Source organism: Ferrimicrobium acidiphilum DSM 19497 (assembly GCF_000949255.1).
In the GTDB taxonomy this organism is placed as follows: domain Bacteria; phylum Actinomycetota; class Acidimicrobiia; order Acidimicrobiales; family Acidimicrobiaceae; genus Ferrimicrobium; species Ferrimicrobium acidiphilum.
The window spans coordinates 54,983-68,087 of record NZ_JXUW01000016.1; the positions used below are offsets into that span (position 1 = coordinate 54,983).

The window sequence follows — 13,105 nt, forward strand, 5'->3', positions numbered from 1 at the left end:
CAGCATCAATCTGTAGTAGCGGCGGAGTTGCCGTCCTTTGCGGCTTCAACTCGACGCTCTTTATCGGCGGCTCGGATTGCACGATTGGGTCGCCCAAAGGCGAAGTATAGAGCTCCGATGACGACGATGATGGCATCGACCAACAGCGTTAACCAGTCGAAATTAAAGAGCGCTCCGCGTGGAGAGGTAAGGCCAGTGGGGGCGACGATGTTGACTATCATCCCAACGCCATAGATGAGACCCAAGATCGCGACCGGGTAGCTCCATTTACCAAGCTGGAAGGGGCCCTCGGGGCGCCAGCCACGGATTCGCGCTATCAGATAGGCGAGCACCACCATCTGGAAGGAGATGTAGATCCCGGATACACCAAAACTCACGAGCGCTGACAGCGCGTTGACGTGGGCGGGATAGGTGATGAATCCGATATGAATCGGCTTCGAGGGAGTGTAGTGAACGAGTAGTGATAGCAACTCAGGGATTACGGCTGCTAGCAGGATAGCGGCCACCGGGGTCTTGCGTCTGGGGGAGATGCGGCGAAGCACGCGATGCCCAGGGACGGCGCGATCTCGGGCGTACGAGAAGACAAGGCGTGCGCCCGCCCCCTGGACGGCGAGGCCACACGAGAAGAAGGCGAAGCAGATCACGAACAGAATTAGGTCTTGGAAGAACTTGGCCGAGATCGCGCTCTGGAGAATGGCTGGGACCCCTTGGGTGGCCGCGAGCGCAAAACCCTTTGGTCCAGAGGGTATAGCTAGACTCAGCGCCCCAACGAGGATCATCGAGACGATACCTCCGAAGATGAGCGCGGAGATCATTGCACGAGGAACGTGGCGAGAGGCGTTAACCACCTCTTCAGCGACATCGCCGGCACTCTCAAACCCGTAGAAGATGTACACCGGACCAAGAACGGCGATCAACGCAGCCCCAGCCCACCAGTTGCCACCGAAGTTAACCCCTAATGGGCTGGACTTCAAATGGGTAGTACCTTGAGTGGTGAAGAGATAGCCGAGGGAATGGTGGGTGGCAAAGGCTATCAGGATAATGGCTAGACCGACGGTTCCTAGAACCTCGAACCAGGTGCCAATCCGTGAGATCGACCCGAGGAAGCGAACACCATAGACGTTGAACAGGGTTTGCCCAACCAGGTAGAGGGTTGAGATAAGCAGGATCGTGTTGGGTGAGGTGCCATTGAGATGGGTTCCAAAGAGGTTGTTGATAAGGTCAGCGAAGTAGCTCGGTACGCCGGTGTCGACCGACGCTACCGTAATGATTAGAGCCCAGCCATACATCCATCCAACCCACCAACCGTAGCCAGTGCCCATCAGTCTCTTGCTCCACTGAAATAGCGCCCCAGCGATCGGATAGCTAGATCCGAGTTCTCCGAAGATGAGGGCGACGAAGAGCTGTCCGATTACGACCAAAGGGATGAGCCAGATGAAGGCTGGGCCAGCGGTACCAAGACTGAGAGCGTAGAGAGAGTAGATTCCAACTACCGGCGAGAGGTAACAGAAGGCGATCGAAAAGTTCTCAAAGAGGGTCATGACCCTCGAGAGCTCCTGGCGATAGCCGAGTTCTGCGAGACGAGCCTCGTCAGTTTGCGGCTTTTTGCCGTCGTTGTTCTCCATCTTTCCCCCCAAGAAGCCACGGAAACTGCTCCTACTTTAGACGAGATTATGGTCGTGGGTTGACATCTGAGGATTGTTTTGTAATGTTTTGAACAAAGTACTTAGATGTAACGGTTGCCAACGGATGGCGGACGTGTATCGAGCCCGGGTGCAGTCGGAGTCGAGCTTGGAGATGCTTCGTGTACTGTAATCGACCAAGTCGATCCAACTTTTGTACCCGCTGGCCGAGGACCTGGATGAGAGGTTGGCTGCGTTGGTCGATTGTTTTCAGCTGGACTGGCTCTGGCGTGTGCAAGAAGCCATTGGAGGTGATTCGACAGAGCAGACCCGAGCTTAAGCCCGGTCTATGGGAGTGGGGTCGAGTGATCCCCGTTTTGACCGAAACTTAAGCTAGAACGAAGCTGCGAGCATACGCGAGAGCATGCCCCCGCGGGGGAGCCGCTATCTGTTCCAACACGTTACTGCGCCGGTGCTCGCCATGTCTCTGTAGGCACTGACTTGACCAACGTAATTGATGGGTTCGCAGATGTGACAACAGGGTCAGCTACCAACCCCAAGCAGAGGAGTTGGCTTAGATCTGCAAGGAGATTCGCGAAGAATCTTCTGTCATTCAGCAACAAGCATCGCGGGATCTAGGTCTTGGCTTTCCAAGTTGGTAGAAGGGGCCAGAGTGGACGACCAACTTGGCACAAGACGTCATCAATGAACGCCCAGCATCGACGTTCGCTCTCGTGTTCTGGGTGAGCCATGCGAGATGGTATTGGCTCGATCGTTGATAGTGTCATGGTATGGATATCGATCAGCAAATCATCGACGCAATGCTTGAAGAGGTGGGCAACGATTCCGTGCCCCTTTCTGAGCTAGTTGCCCGGCTATGTCTCCGCCAGGATCTGGTCACGGTCCTCGATGGAGTATCGCCAGATGAGCTAGCATCTGCGATTCGAGATGATGTCGAGGCGACGAGTCAGTTTTGGTTCACTGACGATGAGGTGGTCGTAGCCATAGAGACGATGCTAGATGGCATCCGACTTAGCCACTGGGTGACCTCTGTTGAGCTTAAAAACCAGGTCTTGACGGTCTATCCTGACTTAGCCATTTTGGACTGCGATATGATCGATTCGATCTCGTTGCATGGCGGTGGTGAGCTCGAGTTTGTCGCATCCTCGGACATCGAGTTAGACGATGGCGAAGAGGTAGAGCCAACTTTCTTCTACAGAGGTCGAGAAGGTTGGCTGGACGGTATCGACGAGCCATCACTCGTGATCTTGTCCCGTCGCGATGGTGTGGCGTTCATCCAGCCGGGTGAGATCGTTGGGGATGGTGCCGACGAGGCACAGGCGATTCGACAGGTTTTCGACGAAGGATGTAGCGCTCCGGAGGATGCGCTTGACGTGGTCGGAGTCCTGCTTGAGGTACTTGCACGGAATCCGTCTCTCTTTCGATCACCGGTTCCACCCATTACAGATCTGTGTGAGATTGCAGGACTCGTAGTGGATGGAGCTTTGCTATATCTCGCTGCTGAAGATCTCGCCGATGATGAATCAACGATGGAGAGTGTTGGTCGTCAGTTCGGGTTCGGCCCATGTTGTGATACAGCATTTACCGAGGTTCTTAGCTATGTGCTCTCTACGGTCAGACAGGATGCTCAGGATGTAGACGAGGAGGAGGTCGGTAAGAGAGTAATCCGCAACCTAGCTCACGAGAACGTCGCACCTGCGCTTGCTAACTCCATTCTGGAGGATTGTGATGAGCGCAACGAGCTCCTTGATGCCGTCCTTGCGCGGCTCAACTCGGCCGGATTGGCGTCAGCACAGACACACTATCTTGCAGCACTCAACCTTGAACGTGCTTGTCAGCCTGTCGAGGCAGAGAGAGAGTTGACTATTGCCACCACGCTGGACCCGCAGTTCCGCCCGGCGCTTGAGGAGTTGGCTTGGTACGTGAGTGATGCTGGAGATCTCCGACGAGCCGATGGACTCTATGCTCGCGCAGGAGTAGAGGTTGATGACCTGAGGCGGAGCTATCTTCAGGACCTGCTTGTGCGACCCTTCCAGGGTGTTGGGCGCAACGACCCCTGTCCGTGTGGATCTGGACGTAAGTACAAGGTCTGCTGTTTCAAAGATGGGAGTCTAGCTATCGAGAGAAGGATCGGCCTGCTCTACCAAAAGCTGCTTGCCTTTGCACTTCGCCCCCAAAATCGTCATCTTTTCTATTCTGTCTTTGAGGCTGCCCACGGCTATGACGATGCTGATCTAGGGGAGCGGACGCTCCCTCTCCTTCTCGATATTGTCTGTAGCGCGCCGGAGATGCTAGAGAAGTTCATCAGAGCTCGTGGAGTGCTCCTGCCCGCCGATGAACTTGAGTTGGTAGGTCGATGGATTGGTGTTGGGCCCTCCCTTTGGCAGGTCACCGAGGTCGATCCTGGTAGCTCCTTGACCATGCTCGACACCATAGGTGGTGACTCTCGACTTGTCACTGAAAGGTCCATGTCTCAGGAGGTGGGTGAAGGTGATTATATCTATTGTCACGTCGTTCCAGCAGGATCTAGTTTCCAGATCGTAGGTATGCCACTCTTGGTGACGACGAGTCACAGGGAATCTCTGGTGGCGGCGCTTGCGGCGGGTGGAGAGCCGCGCGAGCTTGCATCTTGGGTGGGATCGGTTTTTAGGCCGATCCAGATGCGAACTACCGACGACGAAGAGATAGTGATCTGCCGAAGCGAGTTAACCCCAAGGACTACGACATGGGAAGAGATCGAAGGTGTTCTTGATCATATGTTCCGTCGCGATGCAGAGGGGAAGTGGACAGCAACCGGTTACAACGACTTAATTGGCAGCGTGGCCCGAGGATGGCTGGAACGCGACGACGATACGTTGGTGGTTACCACCACCTCGGTCGAGCGTGAAGAGGACCTCCTGGGAATGTTGATGGATGCATTCGATGACTTAGAGATCATCGGGAGTACGCAGACGGAGTTTGCGGAGGCACAGAAATTGGCGGAGCGCGGACGACCAACTCCTGCTGCTTCGCCGAATATGGATCCCGACCAAAGGGGGAGTTCAATCGAGGCACAAGCCGCTCTTGCGCAGTTTATGCGTGAGCGCGAGGACGCCTGGCTTGATGAGTCGATACCAGCCTTGCACGGACTCACCCCCAGACAGGCAGCAAACGACCCGTCTCGACGCGAAGAGCTGGTCGCACTGCTCAATGAGTTTGATCGCTACCCAAAGCCTGCTGCTGGTGGTGCTTCGTTCGACGTCTCTAGGCTCCGTGATCTACTCGGTATTGAGAACGACGGATAGGGTGGCAGCTGGGAGTGGAGATTACGTTGGTTAGATGACCAACATCGGCGGCGGTGCTCGTAACCGAGTTCAATATGCTCGACCTCGTTGGAAGGTAAGAATGACGATAGACACGGAGGCGAAGGTGAGGCGTCGTCAAAGGGCAGATGACGGGTGCTCGTCGGCGGTCGCGTCTCGCTCGTCGATGCATTATCCGGTGCTGTTGCGAGTCGAGGAGTATCTAGATTTAGCGCCGCGCTATGGCAGCGAGGTGATTCGCGTTGGCTCCTTGGTGCTCTTTGCGAGCCACACACCCTGGGCTTACTATGCTCGGCCGAACAGGGGTAATGCTTCTCCACCACGACGTAAGGACTTGGTTAGGTTGCGCCGGGTATGCAAACACCGAGAGCTACCTCTTCGTATCGAGTGGATTGCGGAGCTCTCGCCGGAGTTAGAGAACATCGCAGCAGCTTTCGGGTTGAGAATTGCGCGTCATCCACTGTTGATACTCACCGAAGACGAGTTTGTCGAGAGGTCCCGGTCGGTCGGAGTTCGGATGCTGGATCCAGATGATGGTCAATTGATCGAGAGTCGCGCCGTCGTCCATGTGGTCTTTGATCCTACGATGCCAGCGGCTGCCGGGGTGGTTGAGCGTGATGCCCGACTGCTGCGACTCGATCATGCCGAAGTGAATTATGCACATCAACGAGCACGCTCAGGAAGAACCGTTACAGGAGTGGCGTCGGTCGCTGGGGTAGGGGTCGTGGCAACCGGGTCATACAACCCGATCGGTGAGGTAGCCGAGATCGTCGGGGTAGGAACCTTGCCAACCTACCGTCATCAAGGCCTCGGGTCTGATGTTGTACATCAATTGTGTGAAGATGCATTTTCGCATGGGGTACAGCTCATCGCACTCGTAGCCGAGGACGAAGGCGTCGCTCGGATGTACCAGCGACTTGGCTTTCGTCGCATCGGGACGTGCATGAGTGCGCAAGATTGCTCGTTCTGAGTCTCGTACGATTCGTCAACGAGCCTTTATTTAGGGCGCGATCGTAGCAACCAGCACGCGGTTGCGATCGACGCACGAGAGCCACAACGGTTCTCGTGCGTTTGGTGATAGATAGCTCTCCGGAAGCTCCGCTCTAGACCATCGCTGTAATTTGCTTGAGGACCTTGTTCTCGACCTCGGCCGACCAGGCCATCTCTGCGATGTCGACCGGGAGGAAAAGATCAGAGACTAATAGAGTCTCTACTGCTGTAACCACCAGATCCTTTTTCCAGTTGCCGACGCCGATCGTAAGTGTCGCGTCATCCGATGGACCCGAAAGCGATAGGACCAGAGCACGCTGAGCTGAGATTACCTCGCTCAGGAAGCCACCCTTCTTTGCCTGTAACACGTAACCTTTGTCGGCATCACCGGTGCTCTCGACGGTGAACCCTTCACCCTTTAGAAACTCCTCGATCTTGTTGGAGAATGCATCTAGATCTACTTGCTTTCCTTTAAAGGATACGGATTTCTTGCTAGCCATAGGGTTTACTCCTTGGTTGGGGACTACTCCGACCACCCTTGCACAGATCGTGCCGCGATGCAATCTGATTCCTTCAGGTTGATGGCTCGCTCGCCAACAAACATGAGCGCGGCCATCGTAGTTGGCGGATCTCCCTAGCTCGCTAATGGCGAGCGAATGAGATGGAATGCCAGCTCAGGTTGGCATTTAGCGATAAACTAGCTCGGCCGGTGTGAGGCGACCACTGTTGGTCGCCCGTGACATCCTCCCCGCCCTTCAAGACGGGGTGCGCGCCCGTTTGATCAACAACCAACAGCGCCGTCTATGAGCTCTCGAAGTAGGTCAGCGTGACCGTTGTGACGTGCGTACTCCTCGATTAGGTGAGTGAGAATCCACCGTAGACTTATCGCCTCGTCTCCACCTATACTCGGAAAGTCGAGCGAGCGCACCGACATCAACTCGTCACTGCGATGCTGCTCGTCTAGCCAGAGATCGCGAGCTACAGCAAAAGGTGCTGATTCTAGATCGTCGAAATCTGCCTCTGGGAATTCGTCGCTGCAGTAGAAGGGGCTTTTGACGCTGGTTTCGCCGTTCAACACGGTGCTCGTCCAGAAGAACTCCACCTCGGTCATGTGGCGAACTAACCCATGGAGCGAAAGTGCAGATGTTGGAATTGGCCGAGTGTTCAACTGCACTTCATCTAGTCCTTCACACTTTAGCAGGAGCGTTACTCGGTGGTAGTTGAGCCAGCCCTCTAGCATGTCGCGTTCGTTGGCGTTCGCGGTAGGTTCGCTTCGACGCGGGTCTACAAGGTCCTTACCCAACTCTACTCCTCAAGGCCGAGTCGCTAAGCGACGAATTCATAAGCTTAGGTGGATTATATCGTGCTGGGTTGACGCCGTTGGTCGACGTTGTTGCATACTGGAGCTAACTCCTGAGTGACCAATTGGTAACTCGATCACGACTTGCACCGATGAGTATCTGTATGGCGAGAGCCGCTGCTTTGATCGGCCAAGACTGGGGTCTGCCATCACCGGACGTTCGGTTGGAATCTGTTGTTAGACAACTGGTCTTTGCCTATAACCGCTGATCGCGAGGGAATCAGATGGCAGACCTCACCAGGAAGGCAGTCTTGTGGCTCAAGCTCCTGGGCTCGAGCCACAAGCTGGTCCAGGGTTTTGCGTGCCTGAGTCAGTTCATCGATTCTTTCTTGATAGTCGTATGCTCGTTTTTGGAGAAGAGCGAGCACCTGCTGGCAAGGTACCACCCCAGCCTGCCGGTGGGCGATGATCTCTCTGATCTCCTTTAGAGACAGCCCGACGGCTTGGCTCGCTTTGATAAAACGCACCTGATCGACGGCGTCGTCTGGGTACTCGCGGTAACCCTGTGCGCCACGATGAGCGATCGCAAGGACACCTATCTCTTCGTAGTACCGCAGAGTCTTCACCGGAACTCGAGTTTGCTTAGCTAGTTCACCGATTCGCACCTTTTTCATTCTAGGTGAACCCTCCAGTTGACGGGAGGGTTGTTAACGTGAGCATGATTTACGCTACACGGGTCATCGCACGCGTCGTAGTCGGAAGTGGGCCAACAGGAGAAGATGCCATGATAGATGAATTAGCGAACGACTACGATCTTGCCATCATCGGATCAGGGAGCGCGGCCTTCGCGGCAGCTATCCACGCAGTGACTCTTGGCGCAGATGTGATCTTGGTTGAGCAGGGGAGCATTGGTGGAACCTGTGTCAACGTTGGGTGTGTGCCATCGAAGGCGTTGCTCGCGGCCGCCGAGGCGCGTCATGTGGCGATGGCCCAACCCTTCGAGGGTATTGTCACCAACGCTGGCCCAACGGACATGCCGTCGCTGATGGCTGGCAAGAGGAATCTGGTGGAGAGCTTGCGGCGTGCGAAGTATGAAGACCTTGCCGATGCCTATGGTTTTCTAGTCATGCCAGGAGTGGCGAGCTTCGCTGCTGATGGCACGCTGCGCGTTCACAGCCAAGCAGCTGAAGACGAGTACCGCGAGATCAAGGCTACCCACTACTTGATAGCGACTGGAGCATCGCCAGCAATCCCAGCAATCCCAGGCCTCGACTCTGTTGAGTACTTGACCTCAACGACGGCGATGGAACTCTCGTTGGTTCCGGAGCGACTCTTGATCATCGGGGCTAACGCCGTCGGACTCGAGTTGGCTCAACTATTTTGTCGCCTAGGTGCCAAGGTAGCTATAGTCGAGATGCGCGACCGTATCGCAGCTGATGAGGAGCCAGAGATATCAGCGATGCTGCACCGTGTGCTTGCAGATGAAGGCATAGAGATCTTCACTGACTCGTCAATCGACTGCGTTGTGGGTGAGGGTGACAATATTCACCTCAAACTCACGCGCGCTGGGCAGTCGCTGACGCTCGAAGGTGAGACACTTTTGGTCGCGACCGGAAGGTTCGCTAACACCGCCTCACTCGGACTCGAGTATGTCGGCGTCAGCCTTGGTGGCAGAGGTGAGATCGCGGTTGACGACCAGTTGCGGACTACGAACGCAAAGATTTTCGCTGCTGGGGACGTTACTGGCGCGCCACAGCTGGTCTCCGTCGCCGGACAACATGGGGTCATTGCTGTCGATAATGCATTACGTGACGCTGGTCGCGTCGTCGACTACCGAACTCTCCCTCACGTCATCTTCACCACGCCCCAAATTGCTTCGGTTGGCCTCACTCACGAAGAGGCCGTGCTTGCTGGCTATCACTGCGAAAGCCGCGTGCTCGAACTCAACGCAGTGCCTCGCGCACTCGTCAATAGGGATACCAGGGGATTGATCAAGATCGTAGCTGATCGACTCAGTGGTAGCGTGCTCGGAATTCACCTGCTTGCCGACGGCGCCGGGGATGCTATCCTCGCCGGTGTCTATGCACTTGAGGCACACTTTAGCGTCGACCAACTGGCATCTATCTGGGCCCCATATCTGACCATAGCCGAGGCGATCCGGCTGGGCGCTCAATCCTTTACCCGTGACGTTACGATGCTATCGTGCTGTGGATCGTGATCGACCTTGGCCCAACTTTCGAAACTCATCCGCATTCTCCCTGGTAGAGGGGTTGGGGTTAGAGCAGTAGGACACTACAAACGCGTGGCAATTGTCTTTGTGCGCTTCAGGGGGTCCCGGACCCCAAGAAGAGAATAGATCTTGCGCTGTGTTGGCTCTGGGACCGAGGAGACCCGTATGTGATTGACGATCCCTTCGTCATTGGTCAACACCATGGTGGTCCTAGCGTGGGTAGAGACCTGTTCTTTAATCGTTGACCAACTCCTGGTGTCATCGTTAGATCGCAAGCTGAAACTACTCACGATACGGGACACGGTTCTCCCTTAAGGCAAGGAGAATATAGGTATGGGAGAAGCGGAAGGACAGAAAACTAGGAAAGAGAGGACTCGTCGACAATTTGACAACGAATTCAAAAAAGACGCAGTCAGACTTTTCGAGAGTGGGAACTCGTCGCTAAGGCAGGTAGCCAAAGATCTTGGCATCTCGAAGGCGACGCTGTCGAACTGAGTTGACAAGGCCCGCAAGGAGAGACGGGATGTGGGGGTAACTCCAGATCTTGCTGCATAGAACCGTAGGCTTTCCCAAGGAGAACGAACAGCTCAGTATGGGATGCGAAATCTTAAAACGATTTTCGCACCTTCCAGGGTCAAGAAGATGCGGCGAGAGCTGATCTATCAGTTCATCGATACGAGTGCGGCCGAATTCTGCAGTATCTGTGCTCTGTGAAGTGTGCAAGGTCTCACGCTCTGGTTACTAGCGTTGGAACACTTAAGGGGCGCCAGATCTACCAGGCTGCGTGTCGTGCCCGTGAAACGCTCAAAGAGCGCGTCCTGGAAACCTTTGAGGCCAATAGGGGCATCTACGGAGCTTGAAAGACTCACACGTGAGCTCACAGAGCCGCGGAATCGAGGTCTCAGTGGCCACGGTGGGCCGCGTCATGGATGAGCTCGGCATCCAAGGGGCTAGCGGTAGAACCAAGACCATCACGACGAGGCCTGATCGCCATGCTAGGAAGAGCGATGACCTGGTGAAACGGAACTTCTCCGTTGATGCGATTGACAAGCTCTGGGTCGGTGATCTCGAGCGCCACGAGGCGCCTTGAACCGTGCCGTGGTGAAAGGACACGGCCGTCCACTCGTCGCAGCGAGTGAGTAGAGGCTGAGGGCAGCCTGACCCTAGAGGACATAGGGAAAGGTGGCAAGCAGCCGACAAACCCGGGGTTATTCAAGTAATCTTTTGTTGCCTAGCGTGTGGCTACACAGATAACGCAGATGTGAATGCAGCCAAGAACATCATTGCCGCAGGGCTTGCGGTCACAGGACATGGAGGGACATCGCACGCTGTGCCCTAATCAGGTTAGACACAACGACCCAGTGAAGCGTCAACCAGCCGAAGCTGTGTGAGCAGCCTAGGAAGCCCCGTCCGTAAGAGTGGGGAGGATGTCACGCTCAGATTCCTGCTCTGTCAGGGAGTGGCTAGCTTCCAGGTCGCGATCGAGCTTGTGAAGGATGATAGCCCACACAGCCATGTTGGCTGGATATAAGAGGTAACCGAAGCGCGTCGCCGGAGCCAACAGAATGGCGATGAAAAAGACGAGCGCGATGTATCCAGTCATCGTGGACGGAGACTTTGGACGTAGCCTTCGATACAGAAGCAGGGCCGCCTCCGCACCAACAACAACGAGTACCACAACTACCACCAAATGGAGTTGACCCCCAAAGATACCGACTAATTTCTGTCCAATTAGTGGTGACTCTGCTGGTGATTTCACCTTGGTAAGCCCGAGAGGAAAGAGAATTTCGTTGACAAAGAAGGCCTTAGGATCGATCAGGCTAGCGATCGCGATAATTGGGGCGAGGATGGCGAGCAGTGCGGTACCGTAGCGAAACCGAGCGAGTCGATTAGCTTGCCGCGGTTGCACTAGGGCGAGTGCAAAGGCGAGTGGCCATGCAGTGAGCTTGATTGCTGCTGCTACGCCGCCAGCGATACCGGCCAGCACGGGTTGTTTGCGATAACTCAGCACGAGTGCAAGCAATAGTAGGGCGATGATCGGCAGGTCATCTCCGCCGGTAACCAGTGGTAGTGCACCCGTTGGCAGAACGATGACAAACTGGAATAGACGAACGCGATCGTCGGCAGAGAGGCGGCTGAGGAGAAGGGCAAGGATAGTCACAAGCAGAGTAAACAGAGTGAGGCTAACTCTGGCGTCGCGTAGCGGTTTGGGAATGGTGAGGCCGTTCGGTATACCAAAAATGATCATTCCTGGCAAGTATGGAACAAAAGCCCCGGCATCGGTGGCCTTTGAGAAGTTCTGCGCACCCGTACCGACGGTGTGTGGAGAGTCGAGATAGCAGTTCTGGTTATTCGCCACTCGATCACCGCAGCGTTCGATCACCGCCACCTCGTCTTGAGCATGAACACCTGGAACATTGTTGACGCGTTGCGCGATCGATACCGTGAGTGGAACCATCAGGCAGAGCAAAAGAAGCGAAACGACTAGACCGCGACGGGTATGGCGGCTTTCACGCATGCGTCTATTGCGTGATGCTATAAGTGCTAACAGGCCGATGAACGCATAAGGAATGACGGCAAACTCTGCCCACTGTACGTAGTCTGGCTCAGTTGAGATGAACAGCTGACCGATGGCAAAGATCGCCGAGGCAAGATAAAGCATCGCATCCTGCTCGAGCGGAGTGAGTGCCCTAAGGATGCGCCAGAGTTTTCTGCCCTGCTGGGGCGCTGATAGCACCCCGATATCCTAGCGTTCCCGATGTCAATTAGTACCGTTGACCAAGGCAGGATTCGCAGCCAATCTCTCAGGTATCAGAGGAGGGCCTTGGACTTTTGTGGCTCCCTTAACTCCCTATAAGGAGGTATCGAGATTGGGCTGCTCGAGTTCGCTAGCTATGAACGATGCACGATCTGACCTTTTGAAACCAAACCTAGTGGTAACCATTCAGGTCCCTCAACCACTTAGCAGCTGGTGATGGTACCATGATGGCAATGAGCAAGACGAAGAGGCCAGAGGCTAGCGGCACGGTTATGCTTCGGTGTGCTCACCACGCCCTGATGCTGCCTCCACCCGAAGAGGCGTTGGCTGAGTCACCGACCTGGCTGCGCGGGAGAGGACCCGTCTATTTCGCAGACGGTCCGGTCACTTTGGTCATGGCGCTCGAGGAGGAGGCATCGACCTCGCACCCTTCGATGATCGAAGCCCACGCTGAGGTGCTGCTTATCTGGGCCAAACTGGCCAATGATTTGCTGGGGACCACCCCTCTCGAGGCACCCGAGCGCAAAAGGATGGGTTTTAACGTCCTCGTCTTTTGTACGGAGCTCGCATCCGCGCTACATTCTGAACGCTTCGGGCCGAAGATCTCATTCGATCGACGCAATAGGGCCCTCGAAGTGGTCGCCCAGGCCACCTTGCAGATCGGGGCATGCCTAGTTGCCACGGTGCGCGACTATCAGGCATCGCTCTCGTAGACGTTCACGGACCGGGAAGCGTCGGCATCCAACAGTGTCCCCCAAAGAGCTGGGTTAGGACCTCCGTTGCGTTGTGGCCCTGCTTTCTCGCAGTGGAGAGGTCAAGAGCGTACTCGAACCCAAGCTTGAGCCCCTTCCTCGGATCGCCAACCACCTGAGATCTTGTTCT

Annotated in this window: 12 protein-coding genes; 7 read left to right on the forward strand and 5 right to left on the reverse strand. The window is 55.5% G+C overall.

All coding sequences use genetic code 11. The annotated features are described in order from the left end of the window. Positions 1-5: 5 nt before the first annotated feature. Positions 6-1,625: an APC family permease gene (locus tag FEAC_RS08645; RefSeq protein ID WP_035389933.1), complete on the reverse strand. Its 1,620-nt coding sequence runs from the start codon at positions 1,623-1,625 to the stop codon at positions 6-8. A gap of 788 nt (positions 1,626-2,413) precedes the next feature. Here FEAC_RS08645 and FEAC_RS08650 point away from each other — a divergent pair. Together FEAC_RS08650 and FEAC_RS08655 are read left to right on the forward strand one after the other, a co-directional pair. Further along, positions 2,414-4,927: an SEC-C metal-binding domain-containing protein gene (locus tag FEAC_RS08650; protein ID WP_035389935.1), complete on the forward strand. Its 2,514-nt coding sequence runs from the start codon at positions 2,414-2,416 to the stop codon at positions 4,925-4,927. Between the two features lie 100 nt (positions 4,928-5,027). Further along, positions 5,028-5,915 (forward strand): GNAT family N-acetyltransferase, encoded by an 888-nt coding sequence (locus tag FEAC_RS08655; protein WP_160290369.1) that lies wholly within the window; start codon positions 5,028-5,030, stop codon positions 5,913-5,915. A gap of 133 nt (positions 5,916-6,048) precedes the next feature. Here FEAC_RS08655 and FEAC_RS08660 read toward each other — a convergent pair whose 3' ends face one another. The 3 genes from FEAC_RS08660 to FEAC_RS08670 form a co-directional block, all read right to left on the reverse strand. After that, complete coding sequence (locus FEAC_RS08660) at positions 6,049-6,435, reverse strand: hypothetical protein (RefSeq protein WP_035389937.1); 387 nt, start codon at positions 6,433-6,435, stop codon at positions 6,049-6,051. 281 nt (positions 6,436-6,716) lie between these two features. Next, the gene (locus FEAC_RS08665; protein ID WP_035389939.1) at positions 6,717-7,238 is read right to left on the reverse strand and encodes a DinB family protein; all 522 of its coding nucleotides are present in this window, start codon (positions 7,236-7,238) and stop codon (positions 6,717-6,719) included. A gap of 206 nt (positions 7,239-7,444) precedes the next feature. Further along, positions 7,445-7,909: a MerR family transcriptional regulator gene (locus FEAC_RS08670; RefSeq protein WP_052566101.1), complete on the reverse strand. Its 465-nt coding sequence runs from the start codon at positions 7,907-7,909 to the stop codon at positions 7,445-7,447. Between the two features lie 110 nt (positions 7,910-8,019). Between FEAC_RS08670 and merA the strand changes: the two genes are divergently transcribed. From merA to FEAC_RS16395, 4 genes are all read left to right on the forward strand, one after another. Then, the gene (merA, locus tag FEAC_RS08675) at positions 8,020-9,453 is read left to right on the forward strand and encodes a mercury(II) reductase (RefSeq protein WP_035389965.1); all 1,434 of its coding nucleotides are present in this window, start codon (positions 8,020-8,022) and stop codon (positions 9,451-9,453) included. A 345-nt stretch (positions 9,454-9,798) separates the two neighbouring features. Then, entirely contained in the window at positions 9,799-9,960 is a 162-nt protein-coding gene (locus FEAC_RS14720) for a transposase (RefSeq protein ID WP_081901127.1), read from the forward strand. A 376-nt stretch (positions 9,961-10,336) separates the two neighbouring features. After that, on the forward strand, positions 10,337-10,555 hold the full coding sequence (locus tag FEAC_RS15200) for a hypothetical protein (protein ID WP_152623151.1): 219 nt from the start codon (positions 10,337-10,339) through the stop codon (positions 10,553-10,555). A 129-nt stretch (positions 10,556-10,684) separates the two neighbouring features. After that, positions 10,685-10,804, forward strand: coding sequence for a zinc ribbon domain-containing protein (locus FEAC_RS16395; protein ID WP_419195363.1), 120 nt, complete (start codon positions 10,685-10,687; stop codon positions 10,802-10,804). Positions 10,805-10,861: 57 nt separating this feature from the next. Here FEAC_RS16395 and FEAC_RS08690 read toward each other — a convergent pair whose 3' ends face one another. Then, the gene (locus tag FEAC_RS08690; RefSeq protein WP_052566102.1) at positions 10,862-12,202 is read right to left on the reverse strand and encodes a glycosyltransferase 87 family protein; all 1,341 of its coding nucleotides are present in this window, start codon (positions 12,200-12,202) and stop codon (positions 10,862-10,864) included. 254 nt (positions 12,203-12,456) lie between these two features. On the opposite strand from FEAC_RS08690, the gene FEAC_RS08695 reads away from it, so the two are divergent. Then, on the forward strand, positions 12,457-12,936 hold the full coding sequence (locus FEAC_RS08695; RefSeq protein ID WP_152623065.1) for a hypothetical protein: 480 nt from the start codon (positions 12,457-12,459) through the stop codon (positions 12,934-12,936). The last annotated feature ends 169 nt before the right edge of the window (positions 12,937-13,105 follow it).

What these genes read in the sequence shown, in the direction of transcription:
- FEAC_RS08645 (WP_035389933.1), bottom strand. Translation starts at nt 1,625, where the DNA reads ATGGAGAACAACGACGGCAAAAAGCCGCAAACTGACGAGGCTCGTCTC.
- merA (WP_035389965.1), top strand. Translation starts at nt 8,020, where the DNA reads ATGATAGATGAATTAGCGAACGACTACGATCTTGCCATCATCGGATCA.
- FEAC_RS08695 (WP_152623065.1), top strand. Translation starts at nt 12,457, where the DNA reads ATGAGCAAGACGAAGAGGCCAGAGGCTAGCGGCACGGTTATGCTTCGG.
- FEAC_RS08660 (WP_035389937.1), bottom strand. Translation starts at nt 6,435, where the DNA reads ATGGCTAGCAAGAAATCCGTATCCTTTAAAGGAAAGCAAGTAGATCTA.
- FEAC_RS08670 (WP_052566101.1), bottom strand. Translation starts at nt 7,909, where the DNA reads ATGAAAAAGGTGCGAATCGGTGAACTAGCTAAGCAAACTCGAGTTCCG.
- FEAC_RS08655 (WP_160290369.1), top strand. Translation starts at nt 5,028, where the DNA reads ATGACGATAGACACGGAGGCGAAGGTGAGGCGTCGTCAAAGGGCAGAT.
- FEAC_RS14720 (WP_081901127.1), top strand. Translation starts at nt 9,799, where the DNA reads ATGGGAGAAGCGGAAGGACAGAAAACTAGGAAAGAGAGGACTCGTCGA.
- FEAC_RS08650 (WP_035389935.1), top strand. Translation starts at nt 2,414, where the DNA reads ATGGATATCGATCAGCAAATCATCGACGCAATGCTTGAAGAGGTGGGC.